Origin of the sequence: Mesomycoplasma neurolyticum (assembly GCF_900660485.1) — a bacterium.
Taxonomy (GTDB): domain Bacteria; phylum Bacillota_I; class Bacilli_A; order Mycoplasmatales; family Metamycoplasmataceae; genus Mesomycoplasma_A; species Mesomycoplasma_A neurolyticum.
In genome coordinates this window covers 599,880-621,837 of sequence record NZ_LR214951.1, presented here as the reverse complement: position 1 = coordinate 621,837, position 21,958 = coordinate 599,880, and the positions used below count along the sequence as shown (strand labels likewise).

At 21.8% G+C, this 21,958-nt stretch carries 16 protein-coding genes; 13 read left to right on the top strand and 3 right to left on the bottom strand.

Features of this window, described 5'->3' with window-relative positions; genetic code table 4:
- Nucleotides 1-853: 853 nt before the first annotated feature.
- A complete protein-coding gene (locus EXC65_RS02510) occupies nucleotides 854-2,728 on the top strand; it encodes a toxin (RefSeq protein ID WP_318025975.1) in 1,875 nt (624 codons plus the stop codon).
- Nucleotides 2,729-3,115: 387 nt separating this feature from the next.
- On the opposite strand, the gene EXC65_RS02505 is transcribed toward EXC65_RS02510, so the two are convergent.
- Complete coding sequence (locus EXC65_RS02505; protein ID WP_129719920.1) at nucleotides 3,116-6,727, bottom strand: hypothetical protein; 3,612 nt, start codon at nucleotides 6,725-6,727, stop codon at nucleotides 3,116-3,118.
- A gap of 354 nt (nucleotides 6,728-7,081) precedes the next feature.
- On the opposite strand from EXC65_RS02505, the gene EXC65_RS02500 reads away from it, so the two are divergent.
- The 4 genes from EXC65_RS02500 to EXC65_RS02485 all read left to right on the top strand — a co-directional run bounded on the left by EXC65_RS02500 (nucleotide 7,082) and on the right by EXC65_RS02485 (nucleotide 12,181).
- Entirely contained in the window at nucleotides 7,082-7,594 is a 513-nt protein-coding gene (locus EXC65_RS02500; protein WP_129719919.1) for a class III lanthionine synthetase LanKC N-terminal domain-containing protein, read from the top strand.
- A gap of 104 nt (nucleotides 7,595-7,698) precedes the next feature.
- Nucleotides 7,699-8,421: a hypothetical protein gene (locus EXC65_RS02495; RefSeq protein ID WP_129719918.1), complete on the top strand. Its 723-nt coding sequence runs from the start codon at nucleotides 7,699-7,701 to the stop codon at nucleotides 8,419-8,421.
- 599 nt (nucleotides 8,422-9,020) lie between these two features.
- Nucleotides 9,021-10,601, top strand: coding sequence for an ATP-binding cassette domain-containing protein (locus tag EXC65_RS02490; protein ID WP_129719917.1), 1,581 nt, complete (start codon nucleotides 9,021-9,023; stop codon nucleotides 10,599-10,601).
- The gene (locus EXC65_RS02485; RefSeq protein WP_129719916.1) at nucleotides 10,589-12,181 is read left to right on the top strand and encodes an ATP-binding cassette domain-containing protein; all 1,593 of its coding nucleotides are present in this window, start codon (nucleotides 10,589-10,591) and stop codon (nucleotides 12,179-12,181) included. Before EXC65_RS02490 ends, EXC65_RS02485 begins: the two co-directional genes overlap by 13 nt.
- Before the next feature lie 243 nt (nucleotides 12,182-12,424).
- Here EXC65_RS02485 and EXC65_RS02480 read toward each other — a convergent pair whose 3' ends face one another.
- Nucleotides 12,425-15,106, bottom strand: a complete 2,682-nt coding sequence (locus tag EXC65_RS02480; RefSeq protein WP_129719915.1) for an Eco57I restriction-modification methylase domain-containing protein — start codon at nucleotides 15,104-15,106, stop codon at nucleotides 12,425-12,427.
- 44 nt (nucleotides 15,107-15,150) lie between these two features.
- Here EXC65_RS02480 and EXC65_RS02475 point away from each other — a divergent pair, with 44 nt between their 5' ends.
- Both EXC65_RS02475 and EXC65_RS02470 read left to right on the top strand, forming a co-directional pair.
- On the top strand, nucleotides 15,151-15,633 hold the full coding sequence (locus EXC65_RS02475) for a hypothetical protein (RefSeq protein ID WP_129719914.1): 483 nt from the start codon (nucleotides 15,151-15,153) through the stop codon (nucleotides 15,631-15,633).
- A 3-nt stretch (nucleotides 15,634-15,636) separates the two neighbouring features.
- On the top strand, nucleotides 15,637-16,977 hold the full coding sequence (locus EXC65_RS02470) for a DEAD/DEAH box helicase family protein (protein ID WP_129719913.1): 1,341 nt from the start codon (nucleotides 15,637-15,639) through the stop codon (nucleotides 16,975-16,977).
- Here the strand turns inward: EXC65_RS02470 and EXC65_RS02465 are convergent.
- Nucleotides 16,919-17,410: a hypothetical protein gene (locus EXC65_RS02465; RefSeq protein WP_129719912.1), complete on the bottom strand. Its 492-nt coding sequence runs from the start codon at nucleotides 17,408-17,410 to the stop codon at nucleotides 16,919-16,921. The genes EXC65_RS02470 and EXC65_RS02465 overlap by 59 nt on opposite strands.
- Nucleotides 17,411-17,592: 182 nt before the next feature.
- Between EXC65_RS02465 and rsmD the strand changes: the two genes are divergently transcribed.
- Genes rsmD through EXC65_RS02435 form a run of 6 tightly spaced genes read left to right on the top strand, consistent with a single transcriptional unit; the run spans nucleotide 17,593 to nucleotide 21,958 of the window.
- The gene (gene rsmD / locus EXC65_RS02460) at nucleotides 17,593-18,150 is read left to right on the top strand and encodes a 16S rRNA (guanine(966)-N(2))-methyltransferase RsmD (protein ID WP_129719911.1); all 558 of its coding nucleotides are present in this window, start codon (nucleotides 17,593-17,595) and stop codon (nucleotides 18,148-18,150) included.
- Nucleotides 18,143-18,727: a guanylate kinase gene (gmk, locus tag EXC65_RS02455; protein ID WP_129719910.1), complete on the top strand. Its 585-nt coding sequence runs from the start codon at nucleotides 18,143-18,145 to the stop codon at nucleotides 18,725-18,727. Before rsmD ends, gmk begins: the two co-directional genes overlap by 8 nt.
- A complete protein-coding gene (locus tag EXC65_RS02450) occupies nucleotides 18,720-19,454 on the top strand; it encodes a PP2C family protein-serine/threonine phosphatase (RefSeq protein WP_129719909.1) in 735 nt (244 codons plus the stop codon). The genes gmk and EXC65_RS02450 overlap by 8 nt, the downstream gene beginning before the upstream one ends.
- A gap of 1 nt (nucleotide 19,455) precedes the next feature.
- On the top strand, nucleotides 19,456-20,460 hold the full coding sequence (locus EXC65_RS02445) for a serine/threonine-protein kinase (protein ID WP_129719908.1): 1,005 nt from the start codon (nucleotides 19,456-19,458) through the stop codon (nucleotides 20,458-20,460).
- Nucleotides 20,461-21,324 (top strand): ribosome small subunit-dependent GTPase A, encoded by an 864-nt coding sequence (rsgA, locus tag EXC65_RS02440; RefSeq protein WP_129719907.1) that lies wholly within the window; start codon nucleotides 20,461-20,463, stop codon nucleotides 21,322-21,324.
- Entirely contained in the window at nucleotides 21,311-21,958 is a 648-nt protein-coding gene (locus EXC65_RS02435) for a ribulose-phosphate 3-epimerase (protein ID WP_129719906.1), read from the top strand. Before rsgA ends, EXC65_RS02435 begins: the two co-directional genes overlap by 14 nt.

Below are 21,958 nucleotides of genomic sequence, written 5' to 3'. Positions count from 1 at the left end.
AAGACTATAAGCTAATTATTTATTTTTAAAAAGTTAATAAGCTTACTAAATGCATTAATTTTTTTAGTGCTTTTTCAAATATAGATGATCTACAAGCTGATTTTGATTCAAGTGATTTATCATTAAATCCATTGTATGAGTTAGATAAACTTTTTGTTATTCTTCATTTCTATGTTCTATATAAATAGAACAATATTGATTTCATGATTATAAACATCTAAATTTGAAAAACTAGTAAAAAGATTGTTATTTTTTTTATTATTAAATGTCACCATTTTTATAATACATTTTAATATTATTTCTCATTTTATAAGTCATATTTTTGCTGATAAATAATAAATTAGCAATCTATTTTAGTTGCAAATTATTTTTAGATTTAATAAAATTTTTGTGCTTTTCAAATTCAACAAAAATGCTTTATTATTTTTGATTTATATTTTTTTATTAATAATTTAACACCAATGAACAGTGGAATGAATACACTAACAACTTCAAAAAAATTAAAGATAATAATATTCAAACCATCTTTTTGTTTTATAAAAATATTATTAAAATTTTCAAAAATAATTACATCTTTTATTTGTTATAAAAAGCACAAACAGGATTAATATTATAACTTTACTTGGCAAAAAGATCGATTATAACATAGAAAATAAAATCAAAAAATTATCTTGCATTGATTTAAGTTGGAGTTAAAATTTTCAATTACTTTTTACAAGTCAAAAACAAAGATTAAAAAATAGTATTTTTACTTATTAAAATAAAGAAATAAAATTTTTTAATTTTTTTTTAACATATTTTTAAAAATATGTTATAATAATTATCTTAAAAAATTAATTAGGAGGAAAAAACGATAAAAAATAAATCAAATTTTAATGAAAAAACTCATTTAAAAAATGAACAAATAAATGAAGACACAATACAATCATTAAGTGTTCCAATTTTAGGTGAACCTACACCACCTAAATTTGTCTATAGAGTGGATACTAGACCACCTGAAGTGATCTTTAGAGAAGGTTTTAAAAATTTAGGTGATGTTCGTAACTTTTATGAACACATAGTTTCTACTAATTTTGGTAGAAGTTGATTTGTTTCATTTGCTGAAACACCAACTGCTGCGATGAGATACTTTGGTAGCTGGCTTAGAGAGTATGTGCCAGGGCATCCAAGAGAAGCTTATTTATATGAAGTAAGAGCTGATCAATTTTTTTATAATGCAAGAACAACAGGAGAAAATTTGTTAGATCTAGTTATGAATGATGACATACATTATGATGAATCAGATCGTGAGATAGCTCAAATGGCAATAAGAGCATTGAGAACATCATTTTCTTACCAAAGAGAGTGATTTTCAGATGGACCAGTTGCACCAACTTCTGTTCGTTCAGCATGAAGAGTTGATGCTGTTCCTGTAGCGCCAGGTCATGCCCACCACCCAGTAGGAAGGATTGTGGAAACAACAAGGATTAATGATCCTGAGATACTAAACGAATCTTATCAAGAGCAAGAAACAGAAGCAAATTCAAATCCATGAAATCCACAAGCTGTAGCAGCACAATATTTAACTGTGCCACAAACATTTGAAGCTGGAGATGTAAGTGAAGGAGCTTCTGCATCATATAGTTTTGCTTGTCCTGATTGACATAGTGAAAGCAACATTATTTATGAGGAACCACATGGTTGCATTTATGAAAATGCCAACAGGTATGATGCAAAATATTTCCCAATGAAAGCGCCAAGTTATGACATAGAAGCAAGAGATATGGATTTAATATTAACAGCTTCTAAAACTAAAGCAAATTTTTATCTTTTTGGCTACAGATTACCTAACACAGAAGTAAGGGTTGAAGATATAACTGAAAGAGATAAACTATCTTTAGGTGAATTAGAGCAATTAAAAGAGTATAGTGTTTATTACGACACACAACAAAGACTCACTTTTAAAAGAGGATTATTAGATGATGTTTCCTTTTCATTAACTCCACGTAAAACTAGAGTTGCTGGTGTTTATTTAATTGAGACAGAAGTTTCTACCAATAATAGAATGGATCAAAAATGACTTTTAACTCCATTAGATGATGACATGAGTAAATATAAAGTTTCATCTTATTTATTTAGAGTAAAAAATGGACTTTATCGTAGAAGAGGTGATGTTGATTCGAGACTTTATTTAATGCCTGATTCATTAGCATCAAATGAATATGAGGAATTGATTCTTGAAGTTTCAGATAAAAAAACAAAACCTGCTTTTATAACTCCTAGAGCATCAGACACACACATTTCTGAAATTAGACTTGAATGATATGCAGATAAGCATTATTATTCACCATTACTTACAGGCTGATCCAAGGCCTCACACTCAAAAGAATTTTCAATATTTTATGACTTCGAGAGATCTGTGATATTTTATGTAAGTGAAACAGGGGAAACTTGAGTTTTAACAAACAAAAGAGATAAAAGATATTATGATTGAGATTGAGTACAGTGAGTGAAAAAACCTATTAGCGAGGCTACATCACTAGCTGAAAAATGATATTTTTCATTAAGAGGTGTAAAACAACCACCTGTTGACCGTGAAAACTTCAGAGTAGTTAGATCGTATTTAAATAATGATTATTTAAAAGTGATTTATAGCGGTTCAAAATGAGGGGGTTGATACACAAGTAAATTTTTTGAAGAAAGAAACTCCATTAATCAATTTGTGATAAGCGATAATTTTGAAAAATAAATATTTTTCAAAAAATATAATAAAAAAAACAAAAGCGTTTTATTTAGTGCTTTTGTTTTTTTATATTGTTTATTCATTATAAAAAGTTTGAAATAATGTAATTATGTTAATAAAGAGTTAGCCTTTTGTCGAAATTTATTTTATTATTTTTCACTAAAATTTTTAAAGCAATTATTGTTTAGATATTTATACTATAATAACTATTTTTTATATAATAAAACGCTTAAAAATTTAATCGCTAAGCTTATAAATGTAGATTTAGTTTTTTAAACTACGAATATATTTATTATAAACTATCAAATAATATAAAAAAACAAAAATGTTGTTAGCTAAATTTTTAACCATAAATAAAAAAACACAATCGCAAGATATTTGCATTGTATTTTTTTATTTTAAAAGTGGATTAACAAAGTTATCAAATGTTTGGATTTTTTTGTATTTTTCTGGATACAAACGGTTTGCAAGTTGAACTTTAGAAGCAAAAGATTTATCATTGAATTCATTGTATGAACCAAACAAATCTAATCTTGGATTGGAAATTAAAACTGTTTGTCATTTATCCTTTTCATGTCCCATGTGAAGACCATAAATATTGCCTTCATCATCATAAACACCTGAACCTGATGAACCAGCAAGAAGATTGTTTTTCTTTGCTTCTCAAATGCCAGTAGTTTCATGATACATTCCAATATTATCGCTTGTTTCATAGCCAAAATTACCACCAATAGATAATAAATCACCAAATTTCATTTTTAATTGTAAATTATTTCTTACAAAAAAATTATCTTTGTTTTTTTCTTGAGCTCCACTAAGTGGTTGATCATGATCATTAGGGAATGCAGAAATATATGAATCAAAAATAGTGTTAACTTTAATATGTTTAATTTTTTGTGAAATTTTTAAATCAGGTAAATCTCTTCATTTATAAAAATGTTCAGCAATTAAAAAATTAACATCTTTTTCTTTATTGTCTTTTGTTTTATTATTTTCATAGTATTCAACCAACTCACTTATATCAATAATTCCTACTTGCAAATCAGCTCCATCTTTGTGTGCTTTTTGTTCATTTGTTCCATCAATAACCATATTATTTGTTGCTTCTCAAAATGTAAAAGATTTTAAACTTCATTCTTTATCTTTATTAAAAATAGCATTAATATCTTCATCATTTTCATGAGTTTTAGGAATAGCCAGTGTTGTTTTTGGAATTATATGAACATGTTTATTAGTTCCTATGTAATAACGATGATCATTTACATCATCATTTACTTTTGCAATCATTCATAAACTTCCAAATTTATTTCCAAAAGCTCTAGCTTTCACTTTTTTAATAATATCATCTTCATTATTTTTTGTAAATTTTTCATTTACATCAAATTTGTATTTTTTTAGTGATGTATCATCATTTCTTTGTGTTTTGAAATCTCAATTATTACTTTTGCTCACTAATGCACTAGTGTCTTTAAAAATTGCTTTTTCACTTCAATACATCATTGAAATATAATTTTGATTTAATTCAACAAAAGTTGAAATTTCATTTGTTAAATTATGAATATAAATATCTTTATTTAAAACGCCTTTTCTTGCTTGAATCTTAAAAACTATTTCATCATTATCTATTTCAACACTTGCTTTTAATCTTTGGTTAATAATTTTTTTATTATCAACATTTTCTGAATTAACTATTAAATCAATTTCAATATTTTCAATTTTATTTTTTTCTTTTAATTCTTCTAAACTAAAAGTAATTGAATATGAATTATGATTATATTGTCAGTTATAAATGTCAACAAAATTATAATTAGCAAAAAAATTAAAATTAATTAATAAATTTTTAAATTCACTATCATCAAACAAGTTCATTTTCTTTCTTATTTCATAAGTTTTTTTGTCATCACTTATTTTGTATTGTTTTTCTTTAAAAGTTTCAAATAATATTTTTCAATCATAAAATATTATGTTATCCATTAAATTTATTTCAACATTTTTTAAATTAGAATCTATATTTTCTTTTTTGTTGCATTCTACACAGAAAAGACCTGTTTGTGTTTTTTTAAGATAGTTTTTATTAGTGTTTAAATAATTCTCTTTATTTAGTTTTGGATTTGAATTTCCAATTTGAGAAATGGAATTTTCAAAATTTAATTTAATATCACTATTTAAATTTAAGTCTTGATCTAAAATTTCAAATTTTAATGGTTCTTCTTTCCATGAACTTATATTATTATCAACTTCATTAATTCATTTTTTTGATTTATATAAGCTTTTTATAAATTGTAAATTTTCTTTTTGCAATAAATCTATTTGCTTTAACTTTCAATTATTACCTTCAGGTAAGTTGTTTATTGTAAAACCTTCTTTAAATTCTTTGTAATTAAAGATTTTTCTAATGTTTTGCTTTTGATTTTCTGTATTTTCAAATGTTAATGAAAAATATTTATTATTATAAAATAATTCATTTTCATTTAAGTTTATAGCAACTTTAAAATTGTATGAATTAATAAAATCATCATTTTTTGTAAAAGCACTTTGAATTTCCTTGGAAGGCCCTCTTCCTTTTTGTATTCTGTTGATTGTGATTTCATATTTTTTTCGTAATTCAAATTTTAAGAATTCTGGTATTGAATAATTTGTTTTTAAATCACTTGTATAAATATTTGTTAAATAAAAAGTTTGATAAAAATTAGAAATTCAATCTATGTCTTTTACAATTATTTTATTTTGGCTATAAGTTGATATATATTTCACACTAAATTCTTCATTATTTTGTAAAGGTTTGAAGTGGAGAATTAATTTTTGATTTTCTTTTAAATTTAAATTTTTATTTTTTAATTTAATTATTAAATTGGCACTTGATTTTTCGAATTCAAATTCTTCATCATTTAAATCTAAATCAGTGATTTCTGCTGTTGTAGAATTGTTTACTTTAGTAAATTTTATGTTATTTAAATTATTTATTAAAATATTGTTTATTTTTAAGTTGTTTATTTCTTCTAAATTATCAATCTCATCATTTATATCTTTTAGCTCAATAAAAATGTTTTTTTCTCAAATTTTAAATTCTTTAGCAAATTCTTTATTTTTAATTTTAAAGCAAATTTTATTATCTCATTTATCATTCAGTTCATTCTTGTTTAGTAAAAAAACTAATGTATTTTTTGCTTGTGTATCATTTTTAAATAACACTACTTCATTAATAAAGATATTTTGTGGATTAGTTTTTAAAATATTTTCTGAATCAACATTTTGATCATTTTGTAAAACATCTTTTTTAGGATCTGTTTTTTCTATTTCTTTTTTTTCTGGAACATTTTTTTCATTATTAATAATTTTGTTATTATTTGTGTCTTTTGAATTTATTATTGTTTCTTGCTTTTTTTCATTTTCGTTTTTATTATCATCTAAGTTTTCAATAGGAGGAATCGACTCTTTTGTTTTTGATTCGGTAATAATATTTTTATCTTTTTCTTTTTGTAAATTTAGATTTTGGCCATTATCTATAATTTCTGTAGAAGAATTTTGTTCTTGTTTTTTCATTTCTTTAGGAATTGTTTTTTCTAAATCAGAAACATCGTTTGGTGACTTTTTATATTCTTTTTTATCTTCGATAATTTTTGAATCATCTTTTTTGATTTTTTCTTCTTTTTTCTTGATATGAATAATTTTTAAATTATTTTCTATAAAAATTATTTCATTATTATTGTTATAAATTTTTTCGATTTTATAAGCTCCAGGTTTTAAAGAAGTTAAAATAAAATAACCATTCTGTGATTGAATTGGTTCTTGTATGTCTTCAAATTTAATCAAAAATATTTCACTATCTTTTGAAAAATATTTTTGATTTATTTTATATTTATTATTTTCTTCTACTTTAAGTTCAATGGTTTTAATTGCAGGTTTTTTTAGTTTAATAACAAGTGGAGTTGATATACCAATGACTGTAAGAGTTCCTATTGTTGACAACAATAAAATCATTTTTATTTTTTTTGAGTATATCATAATATAATTATATTTCTTTTATTTAAAAATTAACAAAATATTTTTTCATATATTTTGTTGTATAATTTTAAAATTATAAAAAAAAATATTTTTTATTTTTTAATTTTTCAAAAAGGAGTTTTTATGAATAGAATAAAATTAATAAATTAGAAAAACTAAAAAAATACATCACCTAATAAATTTTATTTATTCTAATTTTTTAGATTATATTAATAATCCCGACTTTTATCAAAATGATTTTAATATTTCTGATATAATGAATTTTAAGGTTCAACACACAGTAAGGACTAGAGGATGTTCTCCAACTAGACCATTTAATGAAAAGTTTTAGAATTTATTTTTTTATTTATTAATATGAAAAAAGATATTTTTTATGAAAGCAGAAATTTAGAATTTTTTCCAGAAATTAAAAGTTTTTGAAAAATTCATATTTCTTCTTTTTTTAATAATAAAAAAGAAATTTTAAAAATTGTTTCAAATTATTGTAACAAAAATAAATTATCTTATAAATATATAAAAAAAATAAAATTTTACAAAGCTTCATTATCGAAAGATTTTGCTCCCAGTCAAGTAGGAAAATACATAACTATATACATGTCGAATATTAAAGTTTTTGAAAAAACCGTCACAGATCTTTATTTATTATTAAAAAAATTCAAAGCGACAGAAATTTTTGGAGATTTTCAATACAAGAATTCAATAATATTTTATAGATATGGTTCATTTTTTGATTCTTTTGTATATGACTTAAAAAGTGAAAATAATAATAAAATATTGGATTTAAGACAAACATACCCTAATAATATCCCAAATTTAAAAGAGGTTCCATTTTTTCACAAAATAAAGCCTATAAAAAAAATTTTATAAAAGATTTCGAAGCGTTAAAAATAATTTCACAAAATGCATGAACTACAATTTTATTATTAAAAAAAAATAAAAAAAAATTTATAGCTAAAATTGCAAGATTTGGAGTGGGAACTTCTGAAATTAATAACCCTATTTTTTTACTCAAAAAAGAAATTAAGAATTATAAAAAGTATAGCAAAGAAGAATGAATTCCAAAATTTTTTGAAAAAGGTAAATTAAACAATAATGAATTTATTATTAGAGAATTTGTTGATGGTCAAAAGTTAGAAGATACTTTTTTAAAATTAAATATTCAGCTACAAAAACAACAGGATTTAAATGAAATAAAAAAAACACAAAATAAAATTAATTCTTTGATAAAAAAAATAATTTTTTTATTTTTAAAAATAAAAAAATTAAAAATTCAGAATATAGATTTTTCTGTTGAGAATATAATAATAGAAAAAAACCAAAATTTAAAATTTATAGATTTAGAATATTGAGTAGAAAATAATGATTATTTTAGAAAAGATTATATTGATTTATTAAAAACATTATTAAATGTTTTTGGTTTGTATTCAGAAACTTGAAAAATAGGTGATAACAAAAATTACACTATCCAACAAATAAATAAGATTAAAATTTTATTTAATTTAAAAACAGAATTTATATATTTTTTAAAATCATTATTTTTGGTAAACAATAACTCTATTTTAAACATAATAAAATTATTTATCGATAAAGACATTCAGATTTTTGATAATAGCAAATCTAATGTAAAAAAAAACAAAAAAATAATTATAAAAAAAATTAACTCTTTTTTTCTAACATATCAAATACTTTTTTAAGTATAAATAAAAAAGAATTTTTTCAGTACATAGATGATTCATTTGTCAAACAAAAACAAAATTTATCTTTTTATAATGCAGAAACAGAAAATTCTGAAATATTTTTTTCATTATATCTTTCCATAAAAGAAAAAAATATTCAAAAAGCAAAAAAAATTTTTAAAATTATAATTCGTGATTTTTCTAAGAAAAATAATTTTAGTATTGAAATTTTTGATAAAAATTCAAATACTTACAATCCTTTTATTTTTTTTGGTAATTTAGGTTTAATTTTTTTAATTAATTTATTTAATTCCGAATTTAAAAATTCAATTTCAGAAAATGACAAAAAAATAAAAGAAAAACTTTTATTTACACATTTACAGTTTTTTTATGCATACAAGATTTTCTATTTTGTTTGGTTCTATTTCTATATGAGTTATAGCTTTTTTTGAAAAACAAAAATTTCAACACATTATTTTTGAAAAATTTTTATTTTGTTTAGCAAATAAAATAAAAATAAAAGATAATATTTTTATTCAAAATGCACAAACAAAAATTATAATAAAAAAACCATATGTAAACACTTATTTCAAAATTTTTAAACTATTGAGGAAAATATGAATGAAAAAATAAAAAAATTATTTTTAAACAAAACTTTATTATTTTTGTTGTTATTTTTATCTGTAATTAAAAATATTTTTTTTGGTGCATCATTTTTTTCTTTATATCAAGTATTTGAAAGAATAACAAACAATAACACATGAAAAATAATTTTTTTTTATGCAGGTATATCATTACTTTTTTTATTATTAAATTTTTTAGTGAATTTTTTTTATAAAAAATTTTATCAAAAACTTTTATCTAAATTAGTTTTAAATTTAAATGAAAAAGCTATAGAAACTATAATTAAAAATTCACCTTGCAAAATATTTGAAAAAAGTGAAAATGAGATTTTATATTATAGTTATGATTTACCAATACAAATATCAAATTATTTTTATGAACCTATATTTTTATTAATCGAAGATATAATAAAAGCAATTATTTTAGTTACTTTATTTTTTTATTTTAATTGATTGCTTGGGTTGATTTGTTTAGTGTTAGCTATATTATTGATTGTATATTTTAATATATCATTATTAAAAATGACAGAATATGATTATAAAATTATTGATATTGAAGAAAATAATAGATATAAAATTGAGTATTTTATAAAATTACATAGTGATTTTTTTTATTTAGATAAAAAAAATAAATGATTCGATCTTTTATTTTTTCAATTTAGAAAAAATCATAATTCATTTTTAAAATATTCAAAAAAATTTGCTAAGTGAGACTTTTTAAATCAAATTATATCAGGTATAGTTTCAACAGTACTTTTATTAATAATTTCTTTTTTCGCTTATTATCATGTTTTTGATTTTAATATTAGTTTATTCATGATTTTTCTTGTAATGATAGGAATTTGGTTAAGACTTATTATTGATATTTACAGAACAATACCTGCATTTAAACTAGCAAAAGAAATCCAACAAGAAATTGACTCTTTTTTCAGGTTACAAACAAATAAAAACATAATTTATAATAATGAGAAAATCGAAACATTATTAATAGAAGATTTAAATTTTTTAAATTTTAAAAATTTAAATCTTAAAATAAAACAAGGAGATAAATTGCTTATTAATGGATCTTCGGGAATAGGAAAATCAGTTTTAATGAAATTAATTACTAACAATATAAATTTAGAATACAAAGGCAATATTTTGTGAAATAACATTAATGTTAAAAAAATTTCTAACAAACAAATGGTAGAAAATATAACTTTTATTGATTCAGAAAATCTTGTATTAAATGATAGCATTATAAATAATATTACTTTTTATAATTCTAATCCTGATTTAGAAAAACTTTCAGAAGTTTTAAATTTACTAAATTTGAAAATTGATTTAAATTCTAAAGCAAATAATTTAAGCGAAGGTCAAAAGCAAAGGTTAAATTTTGCAAAAATTCTTATGGAAAATAATGATAAAATTTTAATTTTAGATGAAGCATATAATAATATAGATGAAGCAACAGCAAATCAGATAAGAAAAATTTTGATGAGTAAATCCAGAATTTACATAGAAATTTCACACCATTTAAATAATAAAAATCAACAATTTAATAAGTATATTGATTTAAACAAATGAAAAAAATAATTTTAAAAAATAATTTTTCTTATTTGATTTTGTTTATTTTTTTGTTGTTAGGTTTTTTATCTTTTGCATCTATTTATTTTCAATTAGAAGTAATTAAAATTTTATTTAATTTTTCAGAAAAAAATATTTTAAAGTTTATTTTATTTCAACTTTTATCTTTGTTTTTAGAAGTAGCATATAAAGCTTTTAAATCATTAACTAATATTTTGATAAAAAAACAAGCAAACAATTTTTTACTTTTTAAAAAAGAACAAATTTTTAATTCAATTAAAAATTATTCACCTAAAGATTTAAAAAGAAAAAGCACAACCGAGTATATTTTTGATTTAGAAATTAATTTAAACAAATATATTTTTGATTATTTAGATCTTTTCTATGATATTGTTTGAAATATAATTATTTTTAAATTTTTATTTATATTTATAATAATTCAATCTGTTTTACTTTCGCCTTGAGTTTTACTATTTTTACTTTTTGTTTGTATATGTCTTATTTTTTCTGTTATTTTACCTATTATTTCTACAAATAAAAATAAGAAAAATAATTCTATTTTTTTAGAAATACAAGAAAAAAATTTGTCTTATTTTACAAATTTGATTCAAAATTTCCAAACATTTTATTGATTTAATAAAATAAATATCTTTAAAAATAAAACTTATTCTTCATTAGAAAAAATTAATTATGAACAATTGAAAGTTTATAATAAAAAAAATATTTTTGTTTTTTATGAAAATTTTATAAATGGTTTTCTAGAACAACTGAATCTTTTAACTATTTCAATTACTACATTACTTAATCCAATAAATAAATTGATTGTTTCAATTTCTGAAAATATTTTTTCTACACTTAAAATGTCAAGTCAAGAAGTGATAAATGATTTTAAGGACTTAAAACTTACTAACAGCATAAAAGAAAGAGTAGGGAATTTTGAAATAAATAAATTCGAAGTTTTATCAGAAAAAAAAGATATAAATAAAATCAATATTTCAAATTTAAATTTAACTTTTAATAATAAAAATATTTTTACAAATTTTAATGTTGAATTTAATAAAAATAAATCATATTTAATAGATGGCAAATCCGGAGTTGGTAAAAGCAGCTTAATTAAAATTATTTTAAATGAAATAGATGAAACAAAATATTCTGGAATACTAAAATTTAATAATAAAAAAGTTTCAAAAAATGATTTCAACAATATGTATAAGCAATTAATATATTTAACGAATGAAGAGAATAAATATAACACTAGCGCTATTAATGTTATAACTTTATTTGATGAAAACATTGATTATTCTAAAATAGAAAAAGCTAAAAAATTAGCTTGCATTAATTTTGATTTAAATCAAAATTTTGATTTACTTTCTACTGGTCAAAAGCAAAGAGTAAAAATTGCACGTTTATTTTATTTTAATAAAAAAATAATAATTTTAGATGAAGCGCTTTCGGGGATAGATAATATTAAAAAAATTGAAATTTTGCAAAAAATTTTAAGTTTACAAAATAAGATTATTATTTTTATTTCACATCATTTAATTAAAGAAGAAAAAGATTTATTTAATTACACAATCCACATTAAATAATCAAAACTTGAAAGTGAAATTGTAAAATCAGTACCAACAAACTATAATTTATAAAATTCAGTTTTTGTTGATTTAAATAAAAATATATTAATAATCACTATGTTTTATTGTCAACTCTTTCTAGTTTTTATTTTATAAATATTAAAAAATGCAATACTATAATTTTGACTTATTTTATAGTATTGCATTTAATTTTTTATATAAGTGTATTCATTATAACTATTAATTAAAAAAATAATTATGCTATTTTTTATCTTTCTTGAAATTTAAAATATTATTTTCAGATTTTGGTTGAATGTTTTTGAAAACAAATTCTTGAATATCATTAGGAATATTATATTTTTGCATTAAATGTTTGTCAATTTCTTCAATAGATTTTTCTCATCAAGGTTCACTAAAATCTTGTAAAGGTATTGAATATCACGCTGTTCTTGCATGGTGACTAAATTTATTTTTATATAACAAAGCTCTTAAGAATTTGGTCATTAAATATTTAGCATATTTTTGAGCCTCTTCAAATGTTTCGAAAGACATTTGTTCAATAAAACTACTTGTAGCTATTTCGTTGGGACTTGCAATTATTATATCTGAATAACTACCTCCTAAATACTTTGCTTCGTTCATATCACCTCATGCATATGGAATAAAAACTTTATATTTATTTAAAAAAGTTTTTTTACTTGTTTGAAAATTTTTTAAAAATTTTATTTTTCTTCTTCTATTTTCAGCCCCATAAACCAAAATGTTATAATTTAAATCTTTGTGATCTAAAAAAATATCAGTTTCATTTATTCTATCTATATCAAATATATTTGTAGCTAAATTATAATTATTTTGATTTTTTGCTTTTTTTGTAATAGAAATAAATTTTTTTGATGTTTCTACAAGGTCTGCTAATTTTAAAATTTCATCGTTTTTAAACATTTCACTTTTTAAAATAGGCAAGATTTTTATTTCCTTATTCTTCCCGTTTTTGAGGAAAAGCTGTCTACCATTTAATTTGTTATCATAGTTTTTTATTCAAAGTATAAAGTTAGTTCATTCAGCTCCAGCTATTCCTTTGAAAATATTTTGTCTATTATCGATAAAAACAATTTGTTTATCTTTTTTAATTTCATTTGTATTCATTTTTTGCAAGTTGTTTGTATTTTTTGCCTCTTGTCAACCAGTAGGAAAAATCAAACTTACAATATTACCAATTTTTCTTGATAATAAATAAAAATCTGTGTAAATTTGTTGCTTTGCATTACCTTGGTATGGTGGATTCCCCACTATGACATCAAAAACAATTTCATTTTTATCTTTTATATTTCAATTTTCACTATTTTTAATTTTTTTCATCATTTTAAAATAAACAGGATATTGTTGTCCCATTTCCTTTACTATATTTTCATTAATAATTATGTTAACTTTGTAATTTTCAAAAATTGCAAGTGTTCTTCTAACAATAGCGGCAGCCATTTTGGTTCTACATATTGCAAAAACATTATTTTCAATAATTTTTTGTCATAATTTTTCTCTATTTTGCTTATATCCTTTATCAATAAAATGTTGAAAAATGTTGTAAGCCACAAATAGTAAATATAAACCTGTTTTAGAATTTATATCTAAAATTTTTGCTTTTAACGAATAAATATTTTCTGTTAATTTTAGTTTTTTTACTATTTCATTTTTTTTATAGAAAAGTCTAATATTTTCATCATAATCTAATAATTCTTCTTCATTTTCATTATTATAAAAAACATAACCACCCAATGTTTGTCCAAGATGTTTATTAATCACCAATCACGGAGTTAAAACAGTTTCACTATCAGGATTTTTAAAAGTCGAAAATAATTTTGTTATTTCGAAAACTTTTTCAAGAACATCTAAATTTTTTATGAATTCTAATTTCATATGTATTTTTTTAGCAGCAGCAACAAAAATATCTTTGTTAAAATATTTGGTAAAATCGTTAAAATGTTCTTTTGTTATACCTTTGGGCATAAATTCATTTCATGATTCTTCATCAAATAAAGAACTAAAGTTTTGAATATCTAATGTTTCTATTTTCTTGGTATTAAGTCCATAAATCATCAAAGGAATTCTTATAGCTATGTTTCTTAATATCAAAATTGCTTTGTACTTTAAATTATTTTTTCTTTTTATTTCTTGTTGTTCTTCAGAAATAAATTTTTCTTTTAGTTCATTAATTTTTTTAGAATGAATTTCTATATCTAAATCATGTTTATTAATTTGAACATTTTGATTTAATATATTTTTGTTTGCTTTTAAAATATTTTTTAATTTTTCAAACGAAATTAATTCATCTTTAGTACATGAAAAAGAATTTTTATCAAACAAGTTAATATCATCGAAACCATTTTTTACAATTTTTTCAATCATAACATTATAAACTTGATTTACTAAATCCTCAGTTTGATATTTGGTCATTTCTGCGCCTTTATAACCAATAACAGGACAAAAATTTAAAAATTCACTTAATGCATCATTATTATTTCCATTATTTCCATTGTTGTTTAAAACCTTCATAGATTCAACAATAATTTTTAAAACTCTATCAGGCGCAAAATCAAAAACATAAGAATTTTTTTTCATTTTTCCACCAATTATTGCTGGATTTTGAACTCTAAAAATAGTTTGTAAATAACTACTTGCAGATGTACTAGTAGAACCTGATAACATCAAAACAGCTGTTCAGGCAGGGACAGTAACACCTGTTGTTAATCTACCACATGAAATGGTTATTGTTTTAGTTTTATCTGGATCTTTACCAATAGCTTTATTAACCTTTTCTAAAGCATTCAAAAGTTCTTCATTTTGATCACCTTCGCCAGCAACATTTACAATTTCATATTCTGAAAATTTTGGATGTATTCTTAATAAATCAACTAAAGCTTTTGCAGCTTTAACACCAGGTACCATTCATAGTGTATGCTTGAATTTTTCTCTATACTCTGAGTTTGAAAATGGATATTAATGAACGAATAGGTATTTTAGACCGGAAAATAAGAATTATTAATGATAACTCAAGTAAAAAAAAATGATATTTTTGAGTAAAAAAAGCTTTTATGTCAATATATGGTTTTGAATTTCAAGGTGATAATTTATATATTGCAAGAAAAAATTTATTTCTTAGTTTTATAGAATATTATTTAAATAAATTTAATAGAAAACCTTCACAAAAAAAACAAAAAGAAATAGCCGAAATTATTTCATGAAATTTTTGGCAAATGGATGGTCTTAAATTTGTCATTCCTTTTTCATGTGAGAAAAAAAGCAAGCAAATAGATCTTTTTGACCAAAACAAATTCAATTTTTTAAAATGTGAAGCTTGCCATAAAAATAACAACACAAATCACTTAGGAATAAGTTCAAAAATTAATTTATGACAAGAAAATTTACAAGAAAATATTTTAGAATTTAAAAAAATATTAAATAAAGGAGTGTAAAAAATGTTTGATACTACATCAACAACAATTATTTATATTTTAAGAGTCTTAAATTCAGAAACTCATAAAGGCTTATTAAAAATTGGTAAAAGTTCTGGGACTAATATTGATTTAAAAACACAACCAAATGATGATAAATTAAATGAAATTGCAAAACAAAGAATTAAAAATTATGTTGGTACGAGTGGTCTAGAATTCGAGCTTTTGCACACAGAAATTGCACAAAATTTTAAAAGTGATAAAGATATTCACAAAATTTTGAAAAATTCAGAAATTCACCCTTTACCTTTAAGTAGTTCTAAAGAATGATTTAAGTGTAGTCTAGAAGATGCTTTACAAGCTATAACAGCAGCAAAGAGAGGTTATTCATCTATCAACACAACTATAAGCAACATTAAAGAAGAACCTATAGTTTTGAGAGAAGAACAAAGAAATGCTGTTGATAAAACGAAAAAAATTTTTTTAAAAAACAATAAATTAAGAAATGAACAAAATTTTTTTCTTTGAAATGCTAAAATGCGTTTTGGTAAAACAATTACTGCTTTAACTCTAATAAAGGAAATTGAAGAATTTAAAAAAATTTTAATTATTACTCATAGACCTATTTTAAAATCATCGTGAAAAGAAGAATTTAACAAAGTTTTTTTAAATAAAAATAAATATGGCTATTTTACCAAAAACAGTTTTAATCAAAAAGAATGAGAATTGAAAAATACTAAAATTTATTTTGCTTCAATTCAAGATTTAAGAGAATCAAAAGATGTGGGCGGAAAATATGAAAAAAATGAATTTATTTTCAAAGAAAAATGAGATTTTTTAATTATTGATGAAGCACATGAAGGTACACAAACATCAATAGGTAAAAATTTAATTAAAAAAATCTTGAATTATTCTACAAATATAAAAGTTTTGTTTTTATCTGGAACACCTTTTAATTTATTAAATGATAATATTAATTCTATTTATAAACTTGAAAGTAATGAAATTTTTACTTGAAGTTATGTTGATGAGCAACGAGAAAAAGAAAATTGAGATAAAAAACATTTTGGGGACTCAAATCCTTATGAAAATTTACCCAAAATGAACATTTTAACAGTGGATTTAACTAAAATATTGAATTTAAGTTCAAAATTTGTTGAAATTGAAGATAAAGCCTTTAGTTTTAAGGAGTTTTTCAGAACATGAACTGGTGAAATAGAAAAAGATAATAACAAAAAAATTCCTGATAGTAAAATAAATAGTTTTATGTATGAAAAGGAAGTTTATAAATTTCTAGATTTACTTTCTAGTGATGGAGTTCATAAATATCCATTAATGAACCTTCAACAACATCATATCTACTAACAATATAAGGTGCCTCACCACATGTAATTTCAAGCCTTTTACTTAAAACATATTTTTGTCAAACACTTTCTTCTAAAATAATTTTTTCTTTATTTGTTTTTCATTTTTTGCCAATTTCTCTATTAAAAACATTTTTTTTACCAAATCATTTTTCATCAATCAAATTGTTTTGCTTATTACAAACTCAAGAAGGAGTAAAAACCTCTGCTTTTTCTTTTATTCTGTTTTTTTTAAGTATTTTATCTTTAATAAAACTTGGTTGAATAATATCAATGAAATCTTTTTTTTGAAATAAATTTAGACTAATTTCAGATTTTTTTGTGTAATTTTTATCATTTATTAAATAATCATTTGTGGCTCAAATAATATTTTTTTTGCTAGTTTGATCATAAAGTAAAATTTTAATAATTTCTATATTAATTTTTTCATTCATTTTTTCCTTAACTTTTTAATATATGCTATTTTTTTATTATATAAAAAATTCTTTAAAATTTGTATATTCTAAAAAAATATTATTTGTTTTGTTTTTTTAAAAAAACCAAAAAAACTAAAAAAATATACAATAAAAACCATTCTTAAAATAACAAAATTTGTTTTTTTTTGTATAATTACAAAATGTTAAGAATAATAGCTGGAAGTTTAAAAGGTAGGAAAATAAAAAATATTGACTTAAATATCGCTAGACCTACAAGTGATAGAATTAAAGAAGCTATTTTTTCATCAATTCATTTTGATATACCAGGTTCTAGAGTTTTGGATCTTTTTTCTGGTTCAGGTAATATAGCTTTTGAATTTATTTCGCGTGGCGCGTCTTTTGTAGATGCTATTGAAATAAATAATAAAATGTTTAAATTAATTAAAGAAAATCAAATTAATTTTAAAATAGAAAATTTAAATCTTTTTAATGTCGATGCTTTAACTTTTTTAAATAAAAATCAAAATGAAAAATATGATTTTATTTTTCTTGATCCTCCCTATAAAGAAATTCAGCTATTAATTGAAGTAATAAATAAAATTTTTAACAAAAATTTATTAACACCTAATGGAAAGTTAATAGTTGAAACAAGTGAAAAAAACCTTCAAAATTTTACAAATTTTCAATTAATAAAACATAATAATTACCCAAAAGTACAAATTTATTTTTTTACTAAAAAGGATGTAACGAATGAATAATAAAAAATTAATAATTTTAACAGGACCATCGGGCGTTGGTAAAGGATCATTGGAAAAAATTTTATTTACTTTTCCTGAATTAAAACTTAAACTTTCATGCTCTGCCACAACTAGGAAACCTAGAATAGGTGAAAAAGAAGGTTTTCACTATTACTTTATATCCAAAGAAGAATTTGAAGAAAAAATAAAAAATAATGAATTTATAGAATGAAATCTTCATTTTGATAATTATTATGGAACTTTATATAGTGAAATTACTAAAATCCAAAATGAAGGTTCAATTCCTATTTTAGAAATAGAAACCTATGGAGCTCTAAATATATTTGAGCATTTTGTTAAACAAAACAAACAAAAAGATTTGATTTCTATTTTTATAATGCCGCCATCTATTAAAGAGTTGAGAAAAAGAATTAAAGAAAGAGGAACTGAAATTTCAGAGCAAATTGAAAAAAGAATTAAAAAAGCAAAAGAAGAACTAAAACAAAAAAATAGTTTTTCTTATGTTGTTATAAATGATAATTTGCAAGTTGCAGCTAAAAAAATAAAAGATATAATTCTAGGTGAAATAAATGGTTAAATACAAAACAATTTCTGAAATAGGGACAAGAAAAGATAATCAAGATAAAGTTAATATTTTAGAAAGCAGCAACAATATTTTAATGATTTTATGTGATGGTATGGGCGGTCATTTTGGTGGGCAAATAGCTTCTAAAATCACATTAGATGAATTTGATAAATTATTTAAGGGTCCTTTACCTAAAGCAAAAGAAGATTTAGTATTAGACTGATTTAATTTAGGAATTCAAAAAACATTAGTTAAAATGACGGAATATGCAAAAAAAAATCCAAATTATAGTGACATGGGTACAACATTAGTTGCCATTTTGATTTACAAAAAAGAAAAAAAAGCGTTTATAGCAAACGTAGGCGACTCTAGAGCTTATTGTGTTGATGATACATTAATACAATTAACCAAAGATCAAAACTATTTAAATTATTTGATAGATGAAAAAAAATATAGTTTTGAAACAGCTATTAAGGTTAATGGTTGACATTTTTTAATGTCATCAATTGGCCCTACAAAACAAATGAAATTAGATTTTTTATCATTAAATAATATTGATGACTACAAATATTTTGTTTTAACTTCTGATGGTGTTCATGATTTTATTGAATACAATGAATTTGAATCACTTTTAGTCAATAGTGGTTTTAGTGTAAAAAAACAATGTGAAAAAATAATAGAAAAATCATTGAAAAATGATTCAAATGATAATTTATCCATTGCACTTTTAAGGTTGTAAAATGAATGTTCATAAAGCAAAAAAATTAAATGAAAATTATCAAGTTTTTAATTTAATTGCTCAAGGTGGTATGGCTAGTGTTTATTATGCAATAAGAAAAAAAGATAATTTACCTTGTGCAATTAAATTAATTAAACCTACTATTGTTGATAAAAATGTTTCTATTAAACGTTTTAAAGAAGAAATAAGAATTCATGAAAAAGTTAAATCTTTGTATGTAGCAAAAATTTATGATACATGTTTTGATGAATTGAATCAGGAATTTTGAATTTCAATGGAGTTTGTAGAAGGTGTAACTTTAAAAAATAAAATTGAAGAATCAGGTAGTTTAAACGAAGAAGATACTGTTGAGTATGCAAAACAAATTGCTTTAGGACTTAAAGCAATTCATGATGTAAATGCGAATCATCGTGATATTAAAGATACAAATATTATGATAACTAATTTAAATGAAATTAAAATTGTAGATCTTGGTATAGCGATTGATGATAAAACTAAAAGGGTTACTGGGGAACAAAAAGTTGTAGGAAGTCCTCACTATATACCTGGGGAAATTTCTACTTATAAAAGAGAAAAATCATCTATAAAAATTGATGTCTATTCATTAGGCATTACTATTTATCAAATGCTTTTAGGTCGTGTACCTTTTGATGGAGAAAATTTTATTGAAATTTTAGACAAACATAGAAAAGCACCAGTCCCTAGAATAAAAAGTTTAAAACCAACTACTTCTAATGGATTAATTAATGTTATTTTAAAAGCATTAGCTAAAAATCCTAAAGATCGTTACAACAATATGTTGGAATTTTATAATGATCTCGACACATGTCTTGATGAAAATAGAAAAAATGAGCAAGAAATTTCTTTTAAAGAAGAAAAACCTAAAAAAATAGTAAATTTATTAGAATCTAACAAATGATTTTTAATTTTAATCATTTCAATAGCAATAATTATTATAATTATTATAGTAATAATTATTTTACTTTATATAGGTGGTTCAAAATAGATGAAAGGTCAAGTTGTAAGAGTTATTGCCGGTTTTTATGATGTTTTAGATGAAAACAAAATAGAGCATAGATTAAGAGGGAGTGGCAAGCTAAGACAGCAAGGAGTTAATCCAGTTGTAGGTGATATTGTTGAATTTTCTCCTAAAGGTTTTGTTGAATTTATTTTTGAAAGAAAAAATTTTTTTGTAAGACCAAAAATAGCAAATGTTGATCAAGTTATTATTGTTTGTTCAATTGAGCAACCAAAATTTTCTAGTTTGTTATTAGATAAATTTTTATTAATTGCTGAATCTAAAAATATAAAACCAATTATAATTATTACAAAAGTTGATTTAGTAAGTAATTACAAAGAAATATTATCTGATTATATTAAAATGAATTATGAAATTTATTTTAATAATAATAAAAAACCAACTGAAGAAATTATTAATCAACTTAAAAATATTTTTAAAGATAAAATTAGTGTTTTCATGGGTCAAACAGGGGTTGGAAAAACCACTACAATTAATTTATTGTCAAATAAACAGTATGAAACTAATGAAATTTCTTTTTATTTAAATAGAGGCAAACACACAACAAGAGTTGTGCAAATTGTTGATTGAAATGATGGGCAAATTATAGATACGCCTGGTTTTTCTTTTTTTGAAATTGATTTAGATAAAAATTCACTAGCAAAAAGTTTTAAAATTTTTCAGGAAAATTTAAATAAATGTAAATTTAATACATGTTTACATTACAAAGAAGAAACAAAAAATTGTGAAATAAAAAAAATGGTTGAACAAAATTCGATCCCTGAACAAAGATATGAAAACTATTTATTTTTTTTAAAAAAAACTTTAGGAGAAATTGATGAAAAAAATTAGTCCATCGCTTTTAAGTTTAGCAAAAGATCAAAGAATAGAAACTGCGTTTTTACTTATAAAAAGCAAGATCGATTGAATTCATTATGATTACATGGATGCTAAATTTGTACCTAATAGAGCAATAGAAATAGATGAAATTGCCAACATCAAAAAACATGTTCCTAAACATATTATGGACATCCACATAATGGCTTTTAATCCTGAAATAATTATTGAAAAATCAATTAATTTAGTTGATTATGCAACAATACACTATGAAGCTTTTGAAAATAAAAATAATATTTTAAACTTAATAAAAAAATATGAAGATAAAATTAAAATTGGTCTTTCTATTAAACCAGAAACCCCATTTGAACAAATCATTCCTTTTTTAAAAAAAATAAAATTACTTCTAATAATGTCGGTAGAGCCAGGTGCAGGTGGGCAAAGTTTTATTTTTGAATCATTAGATAAAATTAAAAAAGCAAAACAATATATAAAAGATAATAATTTAGATGTTATAATCCAGGTAGATGGTGGTATTAATGATAAAACAGCTAAATTATGTTTTGAATCAGGTGCTGATGTATTGGTTTCAGGTTCATATTTAACTTTAAATTTTAGTGTAAAAAAATTAAATAAACTATTAAGTTAG